This window comes from Exiguobacterium sp. s157, from assembly GCF_018618205.1.
Classification (GTDB): domain Bacteria; phylum Bacillota; class Bacilli; order Exiguobacteriales; family Exiguobacteriaceae; genus Exiguobacterium; species Exiguobacterium chiriqhucha.
The window spans coordinates 30,869-43,712 of record NZ_JACSLQ010000012.1 but is presented as its reverse complement, the minus strand read 5'-3'; the positions used below and the strand labels follow the sequence as shown (position 1 = coordinate 43,712).

Here is a 12,844-nt window from a genome sequence, read left to right as displayed (position 1 = left end):
CACGGAAGTTAAGCGCTTCAGCGCCGAAAGTAGTTGGGGGTCTCCCCCTGTGAGGATAGGACGTTGCCAGGCCAACGCGAAAGACGATCAAGCATCCGCTTGATCGTCTCTTTTTGTATATAAGTCGCATCTATTTCGGATAGGAAGGTTGCCTATATGACTCGAAAACCTAAACATAATCCTTTCACATTTATGGAAACATTGGAGCAACATGTACGCGAAGATCGTGTCTCTTTTCATGTACCTGGTCATCACAATGGAACAGTAAGAGATGAGAAACTTCCGACTGTATTCCAAAAAATAATGCCATACGATTTAACAGAACTCGGACACTTGGATGATTTACACCATGCTGAAGGTATTATTCTAGAAGGAGAGAGGGCATTAGGATCTCTTTATCAAAGTAAAAGTAAATGGTTAGTGAATGGGTCAACGGCGGGAAACTGGAGTCTGTTGGCAGCAACTGTGAAACGGGGAGAACGAGTATATGTACAACGTAATTCCCACAAATCCGTGTGGAACGCCATTGAGTGGCTCGGTTTAGAACCCATTTTACTCACTCCTGAATTAGATAGGGGGAGCAGTTTACCGACTGTCGTCGCATTAGAAACAATTCAAGATGCTGTCACGCAGTACCCAGGTGGGAAGGCCCTCCTACTGACATCTCCTACTTATTACGGAGATATGGCAAACATCCCGGAGATCAGTGCTTATTTGCGTCCGTTGCATATTCCTCTCTTAGTTGATGAAGCACATGGCGCTCATTTGATTCATCCTACATTTCCAAAGCGATCCGCTATTTTCGAAGGAGCTAGCGCCGTTGTCCAGTCTGCTCATAAAACCCTTCCAGCGCTCACGATGGGTGCTTGGGTCCACTATAAGGAAGAGATTAATGAGAAACGTTTATTTCATGCACTCTCTTCTTTTCAAACGTCTAGTCCGTCTTATTTGATTATGGCTTCACTCGATTACGCTAGAGAGTATCTCGAAAATTTGAGTGAACGAGATTGGACACATATTCAAAAAAGTCATTTCGCATTCATCATGGAAATGAGACGAGCTGGCTTTTCAATCAAAGTGGGCGATGATTTTACCAAAATGACCGTGCTGACATATCCGAAAAATGGTCTCATCTTTAGTCAACATTTGGCGTCAATCGGTATTGATACGGAACTAGCTGCAGAAGATCATGTGTTATTCTGCCTGCCGTTAAGGGAATTAAAAAGCCAAGAGATTCAACATTGGGTAAAACTGATTAAAAATGCATCACAACATGTCCCGCTCATTGTCGAAGATGAAACAATCTATCCTTACCCGATGACAGAACGTGTTTCGGTGTTGCATGCTATTTCAGATGATGCAGATATCATTCGCAAATCATTTGAACAAGCAATAGGAGCCGTCGCTGCAGAAACCGTTATCCCTTATCCACCAGGAATTCCGTGGATACTAAGAGGAGAAGTCATCACACACGAGAAAATTAGAGTATTGAATGAATGGATTTCACTAGGACGGAACCTGCAAGCGAGTAGGCATGTTATGATGAAACAAATTGATGTTATCGTAGAGGAGTTTTAATCGTGAAAGGTATGTTTATTACTGTAGAAGGTCCCGACGGTTCGGGGAAAACCACGCAGTTGCAATTGTTAGTTCGTTCATTGACTGAAAAAGGATACGAAGTAGTCGTCACTCGAGAACCAGGAGGGACCAAAGTCGGAAACAGTATTCGAGAGGTCTTATTATCACCAGAACATGATGAAATGACCCCACGCGTCGAGATGATGCTGTATGCCGCGTCCCGTGCCCAAAACATCGATCAAGTGATTCGACCTGCTCTTAAACGAGGGGCGATTGTTGTGTGTGATCGATTTGTCGATGCCTCGATTGCCTATCAAGGATATGGACTCCAATATGATTTGAATCAAATTCTATCACTGAACGAGTGGGCAACGGCCGGGATTAAACCCGATTTGACTTTCCTCTTTGATTTGACCCCTGATCAAGCGAGTCGTCGCATGAAAGATCGAGGTCAATTAGACCGTATCGAGAGCCGAGATGAGTCTTTCCATCAACGCGTATACGATGGGTTCAAAAAAATATTAGAACAACATCCGGATCGGATGGTTCGTATCGATGCGAACGCATCAATTGAAATGATTCAAGATGAAGTGTTAGACATTACGTTAGAACGATTAAATGAAAGAGGAGTGACGCAATGATGAAGATGGTAATCGCGATTGTACATGATAAGGACAGTGCTCGGTTGTCAGATGCTTTAATCGAAGAGGACTTCCGCGCAACAAAATTAGCCACAACGGGAGGCTTTTTGAAAGAAGGTAACACAACGTTCATGATTGGTGTACCAAAAGAACGGTTAGATGATTTGCTCGCGCTAATCAAATCGAATTGCTCGAGCCGAGATCAAATGATCACGCCGATTTCACCGATGGGCGGTCACGCTGATTCATATATCCCGTATCCGGTAGAAGTACAAGTTGGCGGAGCGACTGTGTTCGTCTTGCCGATTGAAGGATTCCATCAGTTTTAATGGGAACGGTCACGAATATGAGCTTTCAAGAGTTAGCGAAATCTCAAACGGTTATCGCCAAAGTGATTGAAAATTCGATTGTCGCTCAAAAGGTGGGTCACGCCTATATTTTCTCAGGAGATTATGAACCTTATTTAATTGAGACGGCGCAACTGTTTGCAAAATCCCTTTTTTGCGAGTCGCCTGACGGAGTAGAGCCGTGTGGCAGTTGTCGAAACTGTAGACGGATGGATTCGGGGAACCTCGTCGACTATATGGAAGTGGAACCGGATGGGGCCAGTATCAAAAAAGAACAAGTTCAACAATTGTTGAGCGACTTGTCGCTACGTGGAGCAGAAGGGGACCGTCAAATATATGTCATTCATCAAGCGCATAAAATGACACCTCAGGCGGCCAACAGTCTCTTAAAATTTTTCGAAGAACCGGGCGTTGGGAAACTGGCCATCTTGGTCACGACCCAGCCGCAACTCTTATTACCAACCATTCGCTCGCGGGCTCAGCATTTAGTGTTTCGACCGATTGATCGAGAACGGCTTGTGGAAACGTTGGTCGCAGACGTGCAATGTACGAGCGATTTAGCACGTCTTGCTTTAGAGACATATCCGAAATTCGAAGACGCCCGTGAGGCGCTTCACAACGACTGGTTTGTACAGGCGTATGGGCTAGTGGTACAATTAGTTGAAGTGTTGACAAAACGCCCGCAAGAATTGCTTTTATTCGCCCAAGAAAAATGGCTCGGTCATTTTAAAGGGCGGAATGAATTGCGAGTCGGTCTCGAGCTGTTCGGAAATTGGTTGGAGCAAGCGCTCCACTTCAAAGTGCGAACAGACTATGTTCCGGAGTTGTTTACGAAAGAACAAGCGCTATATACCGCGTTTGTAAAAGATCGTCCGGTTTATAAAATCGTCCATGCTATTGAATCTGTCCATGAGGCGATTCGACGGCTTGAGGCAAACGTCAATCCTCAATTAACGTTCGAACGGTTAACGTTCGATTTGCAGAAAGGATAGGAGAGCGTGCTTGAAGTAGTCGGAGTCCGTTTTAAAGAAGCGGGAAAAATCTATTACTTTTCACCAGGCGAAGCAACGCTTGAACGTGGAGACCATGTCATCGTAGAGACGGTACGAGGCATCGAATACGGTGAAGTCGTCCAAGTTGGTAAGCAACTGGGTGAAGACGAAGTAGTATTGCCGTTAAAGACAATCCTTCGTGTCGCCGATCAAAAAGATGCCGAAATCGTTCAAGACAATCGATTGGCAGCATTTGACGCTCACGCCGTCTGTGAAGAAAAAATTCGTGAACATCGACTTGAAATGAAGTTAGTAGATGTTGAGTATACATTTGATCGTAATAAAGTCATCTTTTATTTCACGGCAGAAGGGCGCGTTGATTTTCGGGAACTCGTCAAAGATTTAGCAAGTGTGTTTCGCACCCGAATCGAACTCCGTCAAATTGGAGTTCGGGACGAAGCGAAACTGCTGAGCGGAATCGGGCCTTGTGGTCGTGTGTTGTGCTGCTCCTCGTTTTTAGGGGAATTTGAGCCGGTATCGATTAAGATGGCCAAGGATCAGAACTTATCCTTGAATCCGAATAAAATCTCCGGTGTGTGTGGTCGTCTCATGTGCTGTCTGAAATACGAGAATGATACGTATGAAGAATTGAAGCGGGATTTACCAGACGTCGGAAAACGAATCAAAATTCCAGAAGGTGACGGACGTGTCATCGGTCTCAATATCTTGGATCAATTGATTCAAGTCGAGTTGAATGATCGGACCCGTGTTGTGACGTATACAATCGACGAGCTCGTCGAGGTCGGTGCAGTCAAACGAAAACCGTCGAAACAGTGATGGGGTGCTGAGCAGTGGAAAGAATGGATAAAAAGGAAGTCATGATGCGGGTCGATGCGATCGAGCAACAAATGCAATTGTTGACGGAGCATTTAGGGGTGCTCAAAGAGCAACTCGCCTATTTGCTCGAAGAAAACCAACACATGTATCTCGAAAACCATCATTTGCGTGAAAAAGTGGAGCAACTTGCAGAAGTCGAGACGCCTGATGGGAATCCCCAAATTGCGTTGTCCGGAAAAGGACAGAACAATCTGGCGGCGCTATACCAAGAAGGATTTCACATTTGTAATTTGCATTATGGACAAGTTAGAAAAGACGGAGACTGTCTCTTCTGCATGTCGATGCTAAATAAACATTAATAAGGGGCGATAGACGGGGGTATTCCCGTCCGTCGCCTTTGTACGTTATGTAGGAGGGAAATGGCGTGACTGTTAAACAAGGTGAACGTCTTGATGATTTGTTAGGGCGTCCCGGCAAGATCATTCAAAGTGATGACGTTTTTTCATTTTCATTGGATGCCGTATTACTCGCCGAATTTGTATGGGTGCCGATTCAAAAAGGGAAGCTCGTCGATTTGTGCGCCGGCACGGGGGCGATTCCGCTCTTTTTATCATATCGAACGAAAGGGACGGTCACGGGTGTTGAAATCCAGCCTCGCCTCGTCGACATGGCCAATCGTAGCATTGCCATCAATGAGTTGGACGAGAGGCTCCACATCGTTGAAGGGGACGTGAAAACCGCTGCAAGTCGATTAGGACATGCCCGTTATGATGTTGTCACATGCAATCCCCCTTATTTTTTGGCGAACGAGACATCGCTACGCAATCAAAATGAACATCATACGATTGCACGCCATGAAGTCCTTTGCACACTAGAAGACTGTATTCGTTCAGCCAGTCAACTCGTCAAACCGGGTGGCAAAGTAGCCTTCGTCCATCGTCCGGAACGATTACTCGACATTCTGACGCTCATGCGGGCGTATCGGATTGAACCAAAGCGAATGCAACTCGTTTATCCGAAGCAAGGTCGAGATGCGAACACATTGTTAATAGAGGGGTCGAAAGATGGAAAAGCAGGGCTCACAATCTTACCTCCGTTTATCGTTTATGAGGAAGATGACACGTATACGAGCGACATGCGGGCAATCCTCGATGCGTAAGCACTTTGCCTATATTCTCGAGTGCAACGATGGCACGTACTATACCGGATATACGACGGATGTGGATAAGCGGATGGAAGTGCATAACAACGGAAAAGGTGCGAAATATACACGGGCTCGTCTCCCGGTGACGTTGCGATATATCAGGTCGTTTGCGACCAAACGCGAAGCCATGCAGTACGAATGGTCCATCAAACAACTCACGCGGGCTCAAAAACAGCAATTGATGGAGGGAACGAGTAATGAACTCACAGAAAAGTTACCAGACTGATGGGCCCACGCTCTATGTTGTGCCGACGCCGATTGGAAATTTAGAAGACATGACGTATCGGGCGGTTCGAATTTTAGGAGAAGTCGATTTGATTGCGGCTGAAGACACGCGCCAAACGATGAAACTCTGTCGCCATTTCGGCATTGAGACGAAACTGGTCAGCTACCATGAGCATAATAAGCACGTGAGTGGCCCTCGCTTAATCGAAGATATCGAGGCGGGCAAGTCGGTCGCCGTGGTCTCAGACGCTGGCATGCCGGGTATCTCAGACCCTGGGAGTGACCTCGTGAGGTTGGCCATTCAAGCGAGGCTCCCCGTCGTCGTACTCCCTGGAGCGAACGCAGCATTGACGGCTCTTGTCGCCTCTGGTCTTGCGACCGAGCGGTTTTTGTATTATGGATTCTTACCCCGTAAAAAGAAAGAGCGGCTCGATGTGTTGTCATCCTTACAATATGAACCGGGCACCATTATTTTTTATGAAGCGCCACATCGGTTAAAAGAGATGCTGACCGGGATTCAAGACGTGTTTGGCAATCGGAAACTCGTTCTCGGACGAGAGTTGACGAAAACGTTTGAAGAGTTTTTACGAGGGACGGTAGAAGAAGCGCTGGTCTGGTGCGAAGGCGAAGTACGCGGCGAATTCGTCGTCATGGTGGAAGGATCGACGGAAGCGGCACCGACACACGATTGGTGGGAGGCGCTATCGCCCCTCGAGCACGTCGACCGTTACATTGAGGACGGCTTAAAACCGAACGCTGCCATTAAACAAGCCGCTAAAGAGCGGGGTCTGTCACGGAGTGAAGTGTATGACGCGTATCATCAAGTCGACAAAAAAGAGTAAGCAAGGAATCCCTTGCTTACTCTTCGCTGTAGTAGTTTTCGAGCATGTTTTTCAACTCGACGAGAACGCGTTGTGCGCCTTCTGGTGAAAGAATCAATTTACCGTCAGCCAACTTGAAGTTGTCATCCGATACTTCGCCCGTCACTTGGCAAGTCATGTTCGGTTTGTATTTTTTCAACACGATTTGATCGTTGTCGACGTAGATTTCAAGTGCATCTTTCTCAGCGATCCCGAGTGTGCGGCGCAATTCGATTGGAATGACGACACGACCGAGTTCATCAACTTTCCGTACGATACCTGTAGATTTCATTTTGTGTTTCCTCCTCCAATGGTGTCGAAATCTCTTGGTGACATGAGTCGTCAAAATTCGACAATGTTACTACAGCAAAAAGCATACTAAACTTTCCAATTGTAGTCAACTGCTTACTATTGGAAATCTACATTTTCGAAAAATGACAATGTAGGAGCGATATATACCTAAAATTCCCCGAAAGTTAGGACCTGAAACAAAGAAAGGGTTTTTTTGGAACATATTTTATGAGATAACAACAAAAAAATTCCAAACAATTGGTTTGGAAATTCTTTTGTCGAACCGTGTATAATGGAAATTGCAAATGTCGAAAGGATGGAGAACATACAATGGCGAAGCCTACTTTTTATATTACGACTCCGATTTACTATCCGAGTGCCAAACTACACATCGGTCACGCTTATACGACGGTGGCCGGCGATGCGATCGCGCGCTATAAGCGTTTGAAAGGTTTTGACGTTCGTTATTTGACTGGGACGGATGAACACGGTCAAAAAATTCAAGAAAAAGCGAAAGAAGCCGGTGTGACACCGCAAGCGTTCGTGGATGAAGTTGTCAAAGACATCAAAGTGTTATGGGACCGTCTCGAAATCTCATATGATGACTACATCCGTACAACAGACGCACGCCACAAAGCTGTCGTCGAGCATGTGTTCGAGACGCTTCTTAAAAATGATGATATTTATCTCGGAGAGTATGAAGGTTGGTACTCGATTCCTGATGAGACGTATTATACGGAGTCTCAGCTCATCGACGGGAAGAGCCCGGACAGCGGCCACCCAGTCGAACTCGTACGCGAAGAGTGTTACTTCTTCCGTCTCAGCAAGTATGCGGATCGTTTGATCGAGTACTTCGAGTCGCACCCTGACTTCATCTTGCCAGAATCGCGCAAAACGGAGATGATCAACAACTTCTTGAAGCCGGGTCTTCAAGACTTGGCTGTCTCACGGACGACGTTTGACTGGGGTGTACAAGTCCCATCGAACCCGAAGCATGTCGTATACGTATGGGTCGATGCCCTTACGAACTATATCTCTGCCCTCGGCTACGGATCGGACAACGACGAGTTGTTCAACCGCTATTGGCCAGCCGACGTCCATTTGGTCGGAAAAGAGATCGTCCGGTTCCATACAATCATTTGGCCAGCGTTGCTCATGGCGCTTGACCTCCCGTTACCGAAACAAGTTTTCGCACATGGTTGGTTGCTCATGAAAGACGGCAAAATGTCGAAATCAAAAGGCAACGTGGTCGACCCGATTCCACTGATCGACCGATACGGACTCGACTCGCTCCGCTACTATCTTCTTCGTGAAGTTCCATTCGGGGCAGACGGCACGTTCACACCGGAAGCATTCGTTGATCGCTTGAACTTTGATCTTGCGAACGACCTCGGGAACCTGCTCAACCGGACCGTGGCCATGATTAAGAAGTATTTTGATGGTGAAATTCCTGCTTATGCGGGCAATGTAACGGAATTCGATGCCTCATTGCTTCAAGTCGTCAACGAGACGAAAGCGAAGACGGAAGCGGCTATGGAACACATGGAGTTTTCGGTAGCGCTCACAAGCATTTGGCAACTCGTCAGCCGTGCCAACAAATACATTGATGAGACGCAACCGTGGGTTCTCGCGAAGGACGAAACGAAGCATGACGAACTGGCGTCGGTGATGACTCACCTCGCCGGCGTCCTCCGTCACGTCGCGGTGATGATTCAGCCGTTCATGACACGGGCGCCGAAAGAGATGTTCCGTCAGCTCGGTCTCGAAGGAAAAGATATGTCATGGGAAGCGCTCGATACGTTCGCAGCCTTCGATGGAGCCGTCGTCACAGACGGGACACCGATTTTCCCGCGTCGTGACGTCAAAGAAGAAGTCGATGCGATTCAAGAAATGATGCGTCAAGCGTCGCAAGCTCGTGTCGAAGAAGCCGAAGCGGAAGCGGGCGACGTCGAAGATGAGGACGTGCGTCCGGAAATCACGATTGACGTCTTTGACCAAGTCGAGTTCCGCGTCGGCCAAATCGTCGAAGCCGATAAAATCAAGAAGGCGAAGAAGTTGTTGAAACTTCAAGTCGATCTTGGCGGGGAGACGCGTCAAATCGTCTCGGGTATCGCGGAATGGTATACGCCGGAAGACTTGGTTGGCAAGAAAGTCATCGTTGTCGCCAACTTGAAGCCGGTCAAACTGCGTGGCGAATTGTCACAAGGGATGATTTTAGCGGCTGATAAAGACGGTAAGCTTGAACTTGCGACCGTATCTGAGAATATGCCGAACGGGGCCATCGTCAAATAATCGTTTGGGGGAGACTTCGGTCTCCCTCTTTGTCTATACAAGGAGGAACCATCATGTTGATTGATACACACACACATATCAATGCCGAACAGTTCAATGAAGACGTCGAAGCGACGATTGAACGGGCTCGTGCTGCGGGCGTTTCCCCGATGCTCGTCGTCGGGTTCGACAATCCGACCATCACGCGTGCCATCGAGCTCGCGGAAACGTATGAAGACATTTACGCGATCGTCGGCTGGCACCCGGTCGACGCCGTCGATTGCACGGAGGCCGATTTGGCAAGAATCGAGACATTGATGGATCATCCGAAAGTGATGGCGCTCGGGGAGATCGGGCTCGACTATCATTGGGACAAATCACCTAAAGATGTCCAACAGCGCGTGTTCCGGCAACAAATCGCCATCGCGAAACGGACGAATATGCCGATCGTGATTCACAATCGGGAAGCGACCGCCGACGTGCTCGATATTTTAGAGGAAGAACACGCCGAAGAGGTCGGGGGTGTGTTCCATAGTTACAGCATGTCCGTCGAACTGTTGGAGCGCTGTCTGCGTTTGAACTTCTATATTTCTCTTGGGGGACCGGTGACGTTCAAGAATGCGAAAGTACCGAAAGCGGTGGCACAACAAGTCCCGCTCGATCGACTCCTCGTAGAGACAGACTGTCCGTATTTAACGCCGACGCCGTTCCGTGGCAAGCGGAACGAACCGGCTTACGTCACGTATGTCGCCGAAGAGATTGCATCGCTACGTGACATGTCTTACGACGCACTTGCTGAGGCGACGACCGCTAATGCGAAGCGCCTGTTCCGTCTCCCATGATGTTCAGACGGATCGTGTTAAGCGTCGGCGTCGTGGCCACCGCTGTGTTCGCCTATATGGCGATGCAACCAGAACCTGTCACCATCATCGATGACGGAGTGACGATGGTGCATGAGAGTCGGGGCGAATCGGTGTTAGATGTGCTTGAAGAGACGGGGATTGTCGTTGACGAGTCAGACGTCGTGACGCCGGCTTTGAGTGCGGATATCCCGCTCGACCGAGTTATTCAGATTGAGCGGGCCCGTACCGTCTCGCTACAAATTGGTTACGGACAAATCGAAATGATTGAGACGCGTGAACGGACTGTCGAAGACGTGTTGCTTCGTTATGGAGTGAGTGTCCGTGACGGGGACGATGTGTACCCGGGCGTCCGTACCCCGATTACATCGGGTATGACCATCCGGTATCAGCCTGTCGTCGCACTCGATGTCATTGTCGGCGATGAGGCGAAGACGGTTCATACGATGGCTCAAACTGTCGAGCAGGCGCTACAGGAGGCGAATGTGACGGTTTCTGACAAGGATACTGTCGAACCGGCTCTGGCGACACCAGTGCGAGACGGGATGACAATCACGGTCAATGTGAGTCGAGACGTCGTGCAGTATGAAAATCGACTCATCCCATTTGAAATCGTCAGAGAAGAGGACGACACGCTTGCGCTCGGAGAAACCGAGGTTGTTCAAGTCGGTGTCCCTGGACTCGAACGGACGCGGTATGCACTGACAGTGGAAAATGGTACAATTACAAATCGGACCGAAACGAGCGTGGAAACGCTGCGAACCGTACGCCCTCAAATCATAAAACTTGGAACGAAGGTCGTAGTTGAACCAGAAACGAACCAAGAGACCGAGCAAGAACAAGAGGAGACGGCAACGACCGAACCGTCGAGCCCGTTTCGAGAGGAAGCAGAGATTAAAATCGAAGAGACGCCTCGAGCCGAGGATGTCTTAGATTTCACCTCTGCGAAACAGCTTCTCGTCGAGGCGACGGCGTATACGAACAATGCAGAAGATACAATCACGTTTGACGGCAGGGTACTGACGCGCAGCGGTTATGATGTGACGGACACGATTCTGTATGAAGGCATGCGAATCATTGCAGTCGATCCAGCCATCATCCCACTCGGCACACGCGTTTACGTTGAAGGGTTTGGCATGGCGATTGCCTTGGACACAGGCAGTGCCATCAAAGGCAATAAAATCGATGTGATGATGGACTCAAAAGAAGAGGCGGTGACGTTTGGGCGTCAGCCACTCACGATTTGGGTCATCCCGAAGCAAGAAGAGAAAGAAGGAACCGATGATGCGTGAAAAGATACAAGAAGTGATCGTCGTCGAAGGTCGAGACGACACGACGCGGCTACAGGAAGTATATGACGTCGATACGATTGAAACGAACGGATCGGCCGTTTCGAAGCAAACCATCGAGCGAATCAAACGTGCCCAGGAGACACGAGGCGTAATAATTTTGACGGACCCGGATTATCCGGGTGACCGCATCCGGGCCATCGTCGAGGAGCAAGTCAAAGGGTGCAAGCATGCCTATCTCCCTCGAGCCGAAGCGAAAGACAAGCGCGGTAAAATCGGGGTCGAGCATGCTTCTCCAGCGACGATTCGCCGTGTGCTCGAAGCGTTGTATGAACAGCGGGTTGAGACGGACATGCCGCTCGTCACCCGTCAGATGGTGCTCGAAGCTGATTTGATTGGCGGACCAGACGCGGCGCGGCGGCGCAAACGACTCGGGGTGTTACTTCGCATTGGTGAACCGAACGCGAAACAGTTTGTGAAACGTGTGGAAGCGTTACGGGTCACGATTGAAGAATGGGAACGAGCACTGGCTCAGTTAGAGGAGGAAAATCATTGAAAGACATCGCCACAATTCAACGCACGAAATCAATTCTAGAACGTCACGGCTTCTCGTTTAAAAAGTCGCTTGGACAGAACTTTTTAATCGATTTAAATATTTTGAATAAAATCGTAGACGCCGCGGAGCTAAGTGAAGCGAGCGGGGTGCTCGAAATCGGTCCCGGTATTGGGTCATTGACGGAACAGTCTGCCAAGCGGGCTAAAAAGGTCGTCGCCCTCGAAATCGACCAACGTCTGCTTCCGATTTTGGAAGACACGATGTCTCCTTATCCACACGTGCATGTCATCCACGGCGATGCGCTCGAACTCGATATTCAAGCCATCGTCGAGCGTGAGTTTTTCAGTCAAGGTATCGAAGACATCTCGGTCGTGGCGAACTTGCCGTATTACGTGACGACGCCAATCATCATGCGTTTACTGGAAAGCCAAATCAAGTTCCGTTCACTCGTCATGATGATTCAAAAAGAAGTTGCCGAGCGGATCGGAGCGAAGCCTGGGACGAAAGCATACGGCTCTCTCTCGATTGCAATTCAGTATTACGCAGAGGCGAACGTGAGCTTTATCGTCCCGAAAAGTGTGTTCATGCCGGCGCCGAACGTCGATTCAGCGGTCATCACGTTGAAAATGCGCCCCAAACCGGCGGTCGACGTGAAGGATGAAGCCTTCTTCTTTGAGATTGCCCGTGCCAGTTTCGCGCAACGTCGGAAAACGATTTTGAATAACTTGACGAATCACCTGGGCAAAGATAAAAAAATGGAAATCGAACGTCTCTTGGGTGAGGCTGAAATCGATCCAAAACGGCGAGGCGAAACGCTTTCGCTTGAAGAGTTTGCCCGGTTAGCGGACACAATTTTACCACTTAAAAACAGTTGACGACCGGATAGCGAATCG

Annotated in this window: 15 protein-coding genes; 14 read left to right on the top strand and 1 reads right to left on the bottom strand. The window is 48.6% G+C overall.

What is annotated here, in order from left to right; translation table 11 throughout:
- Nucleotides 1-156: 156 nt before the first annotated feature.
- The 9 genes from KNP67_RS14590 to rsmI all read left to right on the top strand — a co-directional run bounded on the left by KNP67_RS14590 (nucleotide 157) and on the right by rsmI (nucleotide 6,666).
- Nucleotides 157-1,578, top strand: coding sequence for an aminotransferase class I/II-fold pyridoxal phosphate-dependent enzyme (locus KNP67_RS14590; protein WP_236355765.1), 1,422 nt, complete (start codon nucleotides 157-159; stop codon nucleotides 1,576-1,578).
- 2 nt (nucleotides 1,579-1,580) lie between these two features.
- A complete protein-coding gene (tmk, locus tag KNP67_RS14585) occupies nucleotides 1,581-2,219 on the top strand; it encodes a dTMP kinase (protein WP_214756930.1) in 639 nt (212 codons plus the stop codon).
- A complete protein-coding gene (locus tag KNP67_RS14580) occupies nucleotides 2,219-2,548 on the top strand; it encodes a cyclic-di-AMP receptor (protein ID WP_029594397.1) in 330 nt (109 codons plus the stop codon). Before tmk ends, KNP67_RS14580 begins: the two co-directional genes overlap by 1 nt.
- Entirely contained in the window at nucleotides 2,548-3,558 is a 1,011-nt protein-coding gene (locus KNP67_RS14575) for a DNA polymerase III subunit delta' (RefSeq protein WP_353048291.1), read from the top strand. The genes KNP67_RS14580 and KNP67_RS14575 overlap by 1 nt, the downstream gene beginning before the upstream one ends.
- Nucleotides 3,559-3,564: 6 nt before the next feature.
- Complete coding sequence (locus tag KNP67_RS14570) at nucleotides 3,565-4,395, top strand: PSP1 domain-containing protein (protein WP_021065761.1); 831 nt, start codon at nucleotides 3,565-3,567, stop codon at nucleotides 4,393-4,395.
- A gap of 23 nt (nucleotides 4,396-4,418) precedes the next feature.
- Nucleotides 4,419-4,754 carry a DNA replication initiation control protein YabA gene (gene yabA / locus KNP67_RS14565; protein ID WP_029594398.1) on the top strand — a complete coding sequence of 112 codons (336 nt, stop codon included), beginning with the start codon at nucleotides 4,419-4,421 and terminating at the stop codon, nucleotides 4,752-4,754.
- A gap of 65 nt (nucleotides 4,755-4,819) precedes the next feature.
- Nucleotides 4,820-5,554: a tRNA1(Val) (adenine(37)-N6)-methyltransferase gene (locus KNP67_RS14560; protein ID WP_021065759.1), complete on the top strand. Its 735-nt coding sequence runs from the start codon at nucleotides 4,820-4,822 to the stop codon at nucleotides 5,552-5,554.
- Nucleotides 5,547-5,825 carry a GIY-YIG nuclease family protein gene (locus KNP67_RS14555; RefSeq protein WP_214756928.1) on the top strand — a complete coding sequence of 93 codons (279 nt, stop codon included), beginning with the start codon at nucleotides 5,547-5,549 and terminating at the stop codon, nucleotides 5,823-5,825. Before KNP67_RS14560 ends, KNP67_RS14555 begins: the two co-directional genes overlap by 8 nt.
- Entirely contained in the window at nucleotides 5,797-6,666 is an 870-nt protein-coding gene (gene rsmI, locus KNP67_RS14550; RefSeq protein ID WP_214756927.1) for a 16S rRNA (cytidine(1402)-2'-O)-methyltransferase, read from the top strand. Before KNP67_RS14555 ends, rsmI begins: the two co-directional genes overlap by 29 nt.
- A gap of 16 nt (nucleotides 6,667-6,682) precedes the next feature.
- Here rsmI and KNP67_RS14545 read toward each other — a convergent pair whose 3' ends face one another.
- Nucleotides 6,683-6,976, bottom strand: coding sequence for a transition state genes transcriptional regulator AbrB (locus KNP67_RS14545; protein WP_012727742.1), 294 nt, complete (start codon nucleotides 6,974-6,976; stop codon nucleotides 6,683-6,685).
- Between the two features lie 329 nt (nucleotides 6,977-7,305).
- On the opposite strand from KNP67_RS14545, the gene metG reads away from it, so the two are divergent.
- The 5 genes from metG to rsmA are packed head-to-tail and all read left to right on the top strand — an operon-like array spanning nucleotide 7,306 to nucleotide 12,826.
- Nucleotides 7,306-9,267 (top strand): methionine--tRNA ligase, encoded by a 1,962-nt coding sequence (metG, locus tag KNP67_RS14540; protein WP_214756926.1) that lies wholly within the window; start codon nucleotides 7,306-7,308, stop codon nucleotides 9,265-9,267.
- A gap of 53 nt (nucleotides 9,268-9,320) precedes the next feature.
- Entirely contained in the window at nucleotides 9,321-10,088 is a 768-nt protein-coding gene (locus tag KNP67_RS14535; RefSeq protein ID WP_029594400.1) for a TatD family hydrolase, read from the top strand.
- A 14-nt stretch (nucleotides 10,089-10,102) separates the two neighbouring features.
- Nucleotides 10,103-11,398 (top strand): ubiquitin-like domain-containing protein, encoded by a 1,296-nt coding sequence (locus KNP67_RS14530; protein WP_353048290.1) that lies wholly within the window; start codon nucleotides 10,103-10,105, stop codon nucleotides 11,396-11,398.
- Nucleotides 11,391-11,951 carry a ribonuclease M5 gene (rnmV, locus tag KNP67_RS14525; RefSeq protein ID WP_021065753.1) on the top strand — a complete coding sequence of 187 codons (561 nt, stop codon included), beginning with the start codon at nucleotides 11,391-11,393 and terminating at the stop codon, nucleotides 11,949-11,951. Before KNP67_RS14530 ends, rnmV begins: the two co-directional genes overlap by 8 nt.
- Entirely contained in the window at nucleotides 11,948-12,826 is an 879-nt protein-coding gene (gene rsmA / locus KNP67_RS14520; protein WP_214756923.1) for a 16S rRNA (adenine(1518)-N(6)/adenine(1519)-N(6))-dimethyltransferase RsmA, read from the top strand. The genes rnmV and rsmA overlap by 4 nt, the downstream gene beginning before the upstream one ends.
- Nucleotides 12,827-12,844 lie beyond the last annotated feature (18 nt).

Bases quoted from the DNA above. Each gene is read 5' to 3' on its own strand.
- rnmV (WP_021065753.1), top strand. From the start codon at position 11,391: ATGCGTGAAAAGATACAAGAAGTGATCGTCGTCGAAGGTCGAGACGAC.
- yabA (WP_029594398.1), top strand. From the start codon at position 4,419: ATGGATAAAAAGGAAGTCATGATGCGGGTCGATGCGATCGAGCAACAA.
- KNP67_RS14545 (WP_012727742.1), bottom strand. From the start codon at position 6,976: ATGAAATCTACAGGTATCGTACGGAAAGTTGATGAACTCGGTCGTGTC.
- KNP67_RS14590 (WP_236355765.1), top strand. From the start codon at position 157: ATGACTCGAAAACCTAAACATAATCCTTTCACATTTATGGAAACATTG.
- KNP67_RS14555 (WP_214756928.1), top strand. From the start codon at position 5,547: ATGCGTAAGCACTTTGCCTATATTCTCGAGTGCAACGATGGCACGTAC.
- rsmI (WP_214756927.1), top strand. From the start codon at position 5,797: ATGAACTCACAGAAAAGTTACCAGACTGATGGGCCCACGCTCTATGTT.
- KNP67_RS14575 (WP_353048291.1), top strand. From the start codon at position 2,548: ATGGGAACGGTCACGAATATGAGCTTTCAAGAGTTAGCGAAATCTCAA.
- KNP67_RS14580 (WP_029594397.1), top strand. From the start codon at position 2,219: ATGAAGATGGTAATCGCGATTGTACATGATAAGGACAGTGCTCGGTTG.
- KNP67_RS14535 (WP_029594400.1), top strand. From the start codon at position 9,321: ATGTTGATTGATACACACACACATATCAATGCCGAACAGTTCAATGAA.
- metG (WP_214756926.1), top strand. From the start codon at position 7,306: ATGGCGAAGCCTACTTTTTATATTACGACTCCGATTTACTATCCGAGT.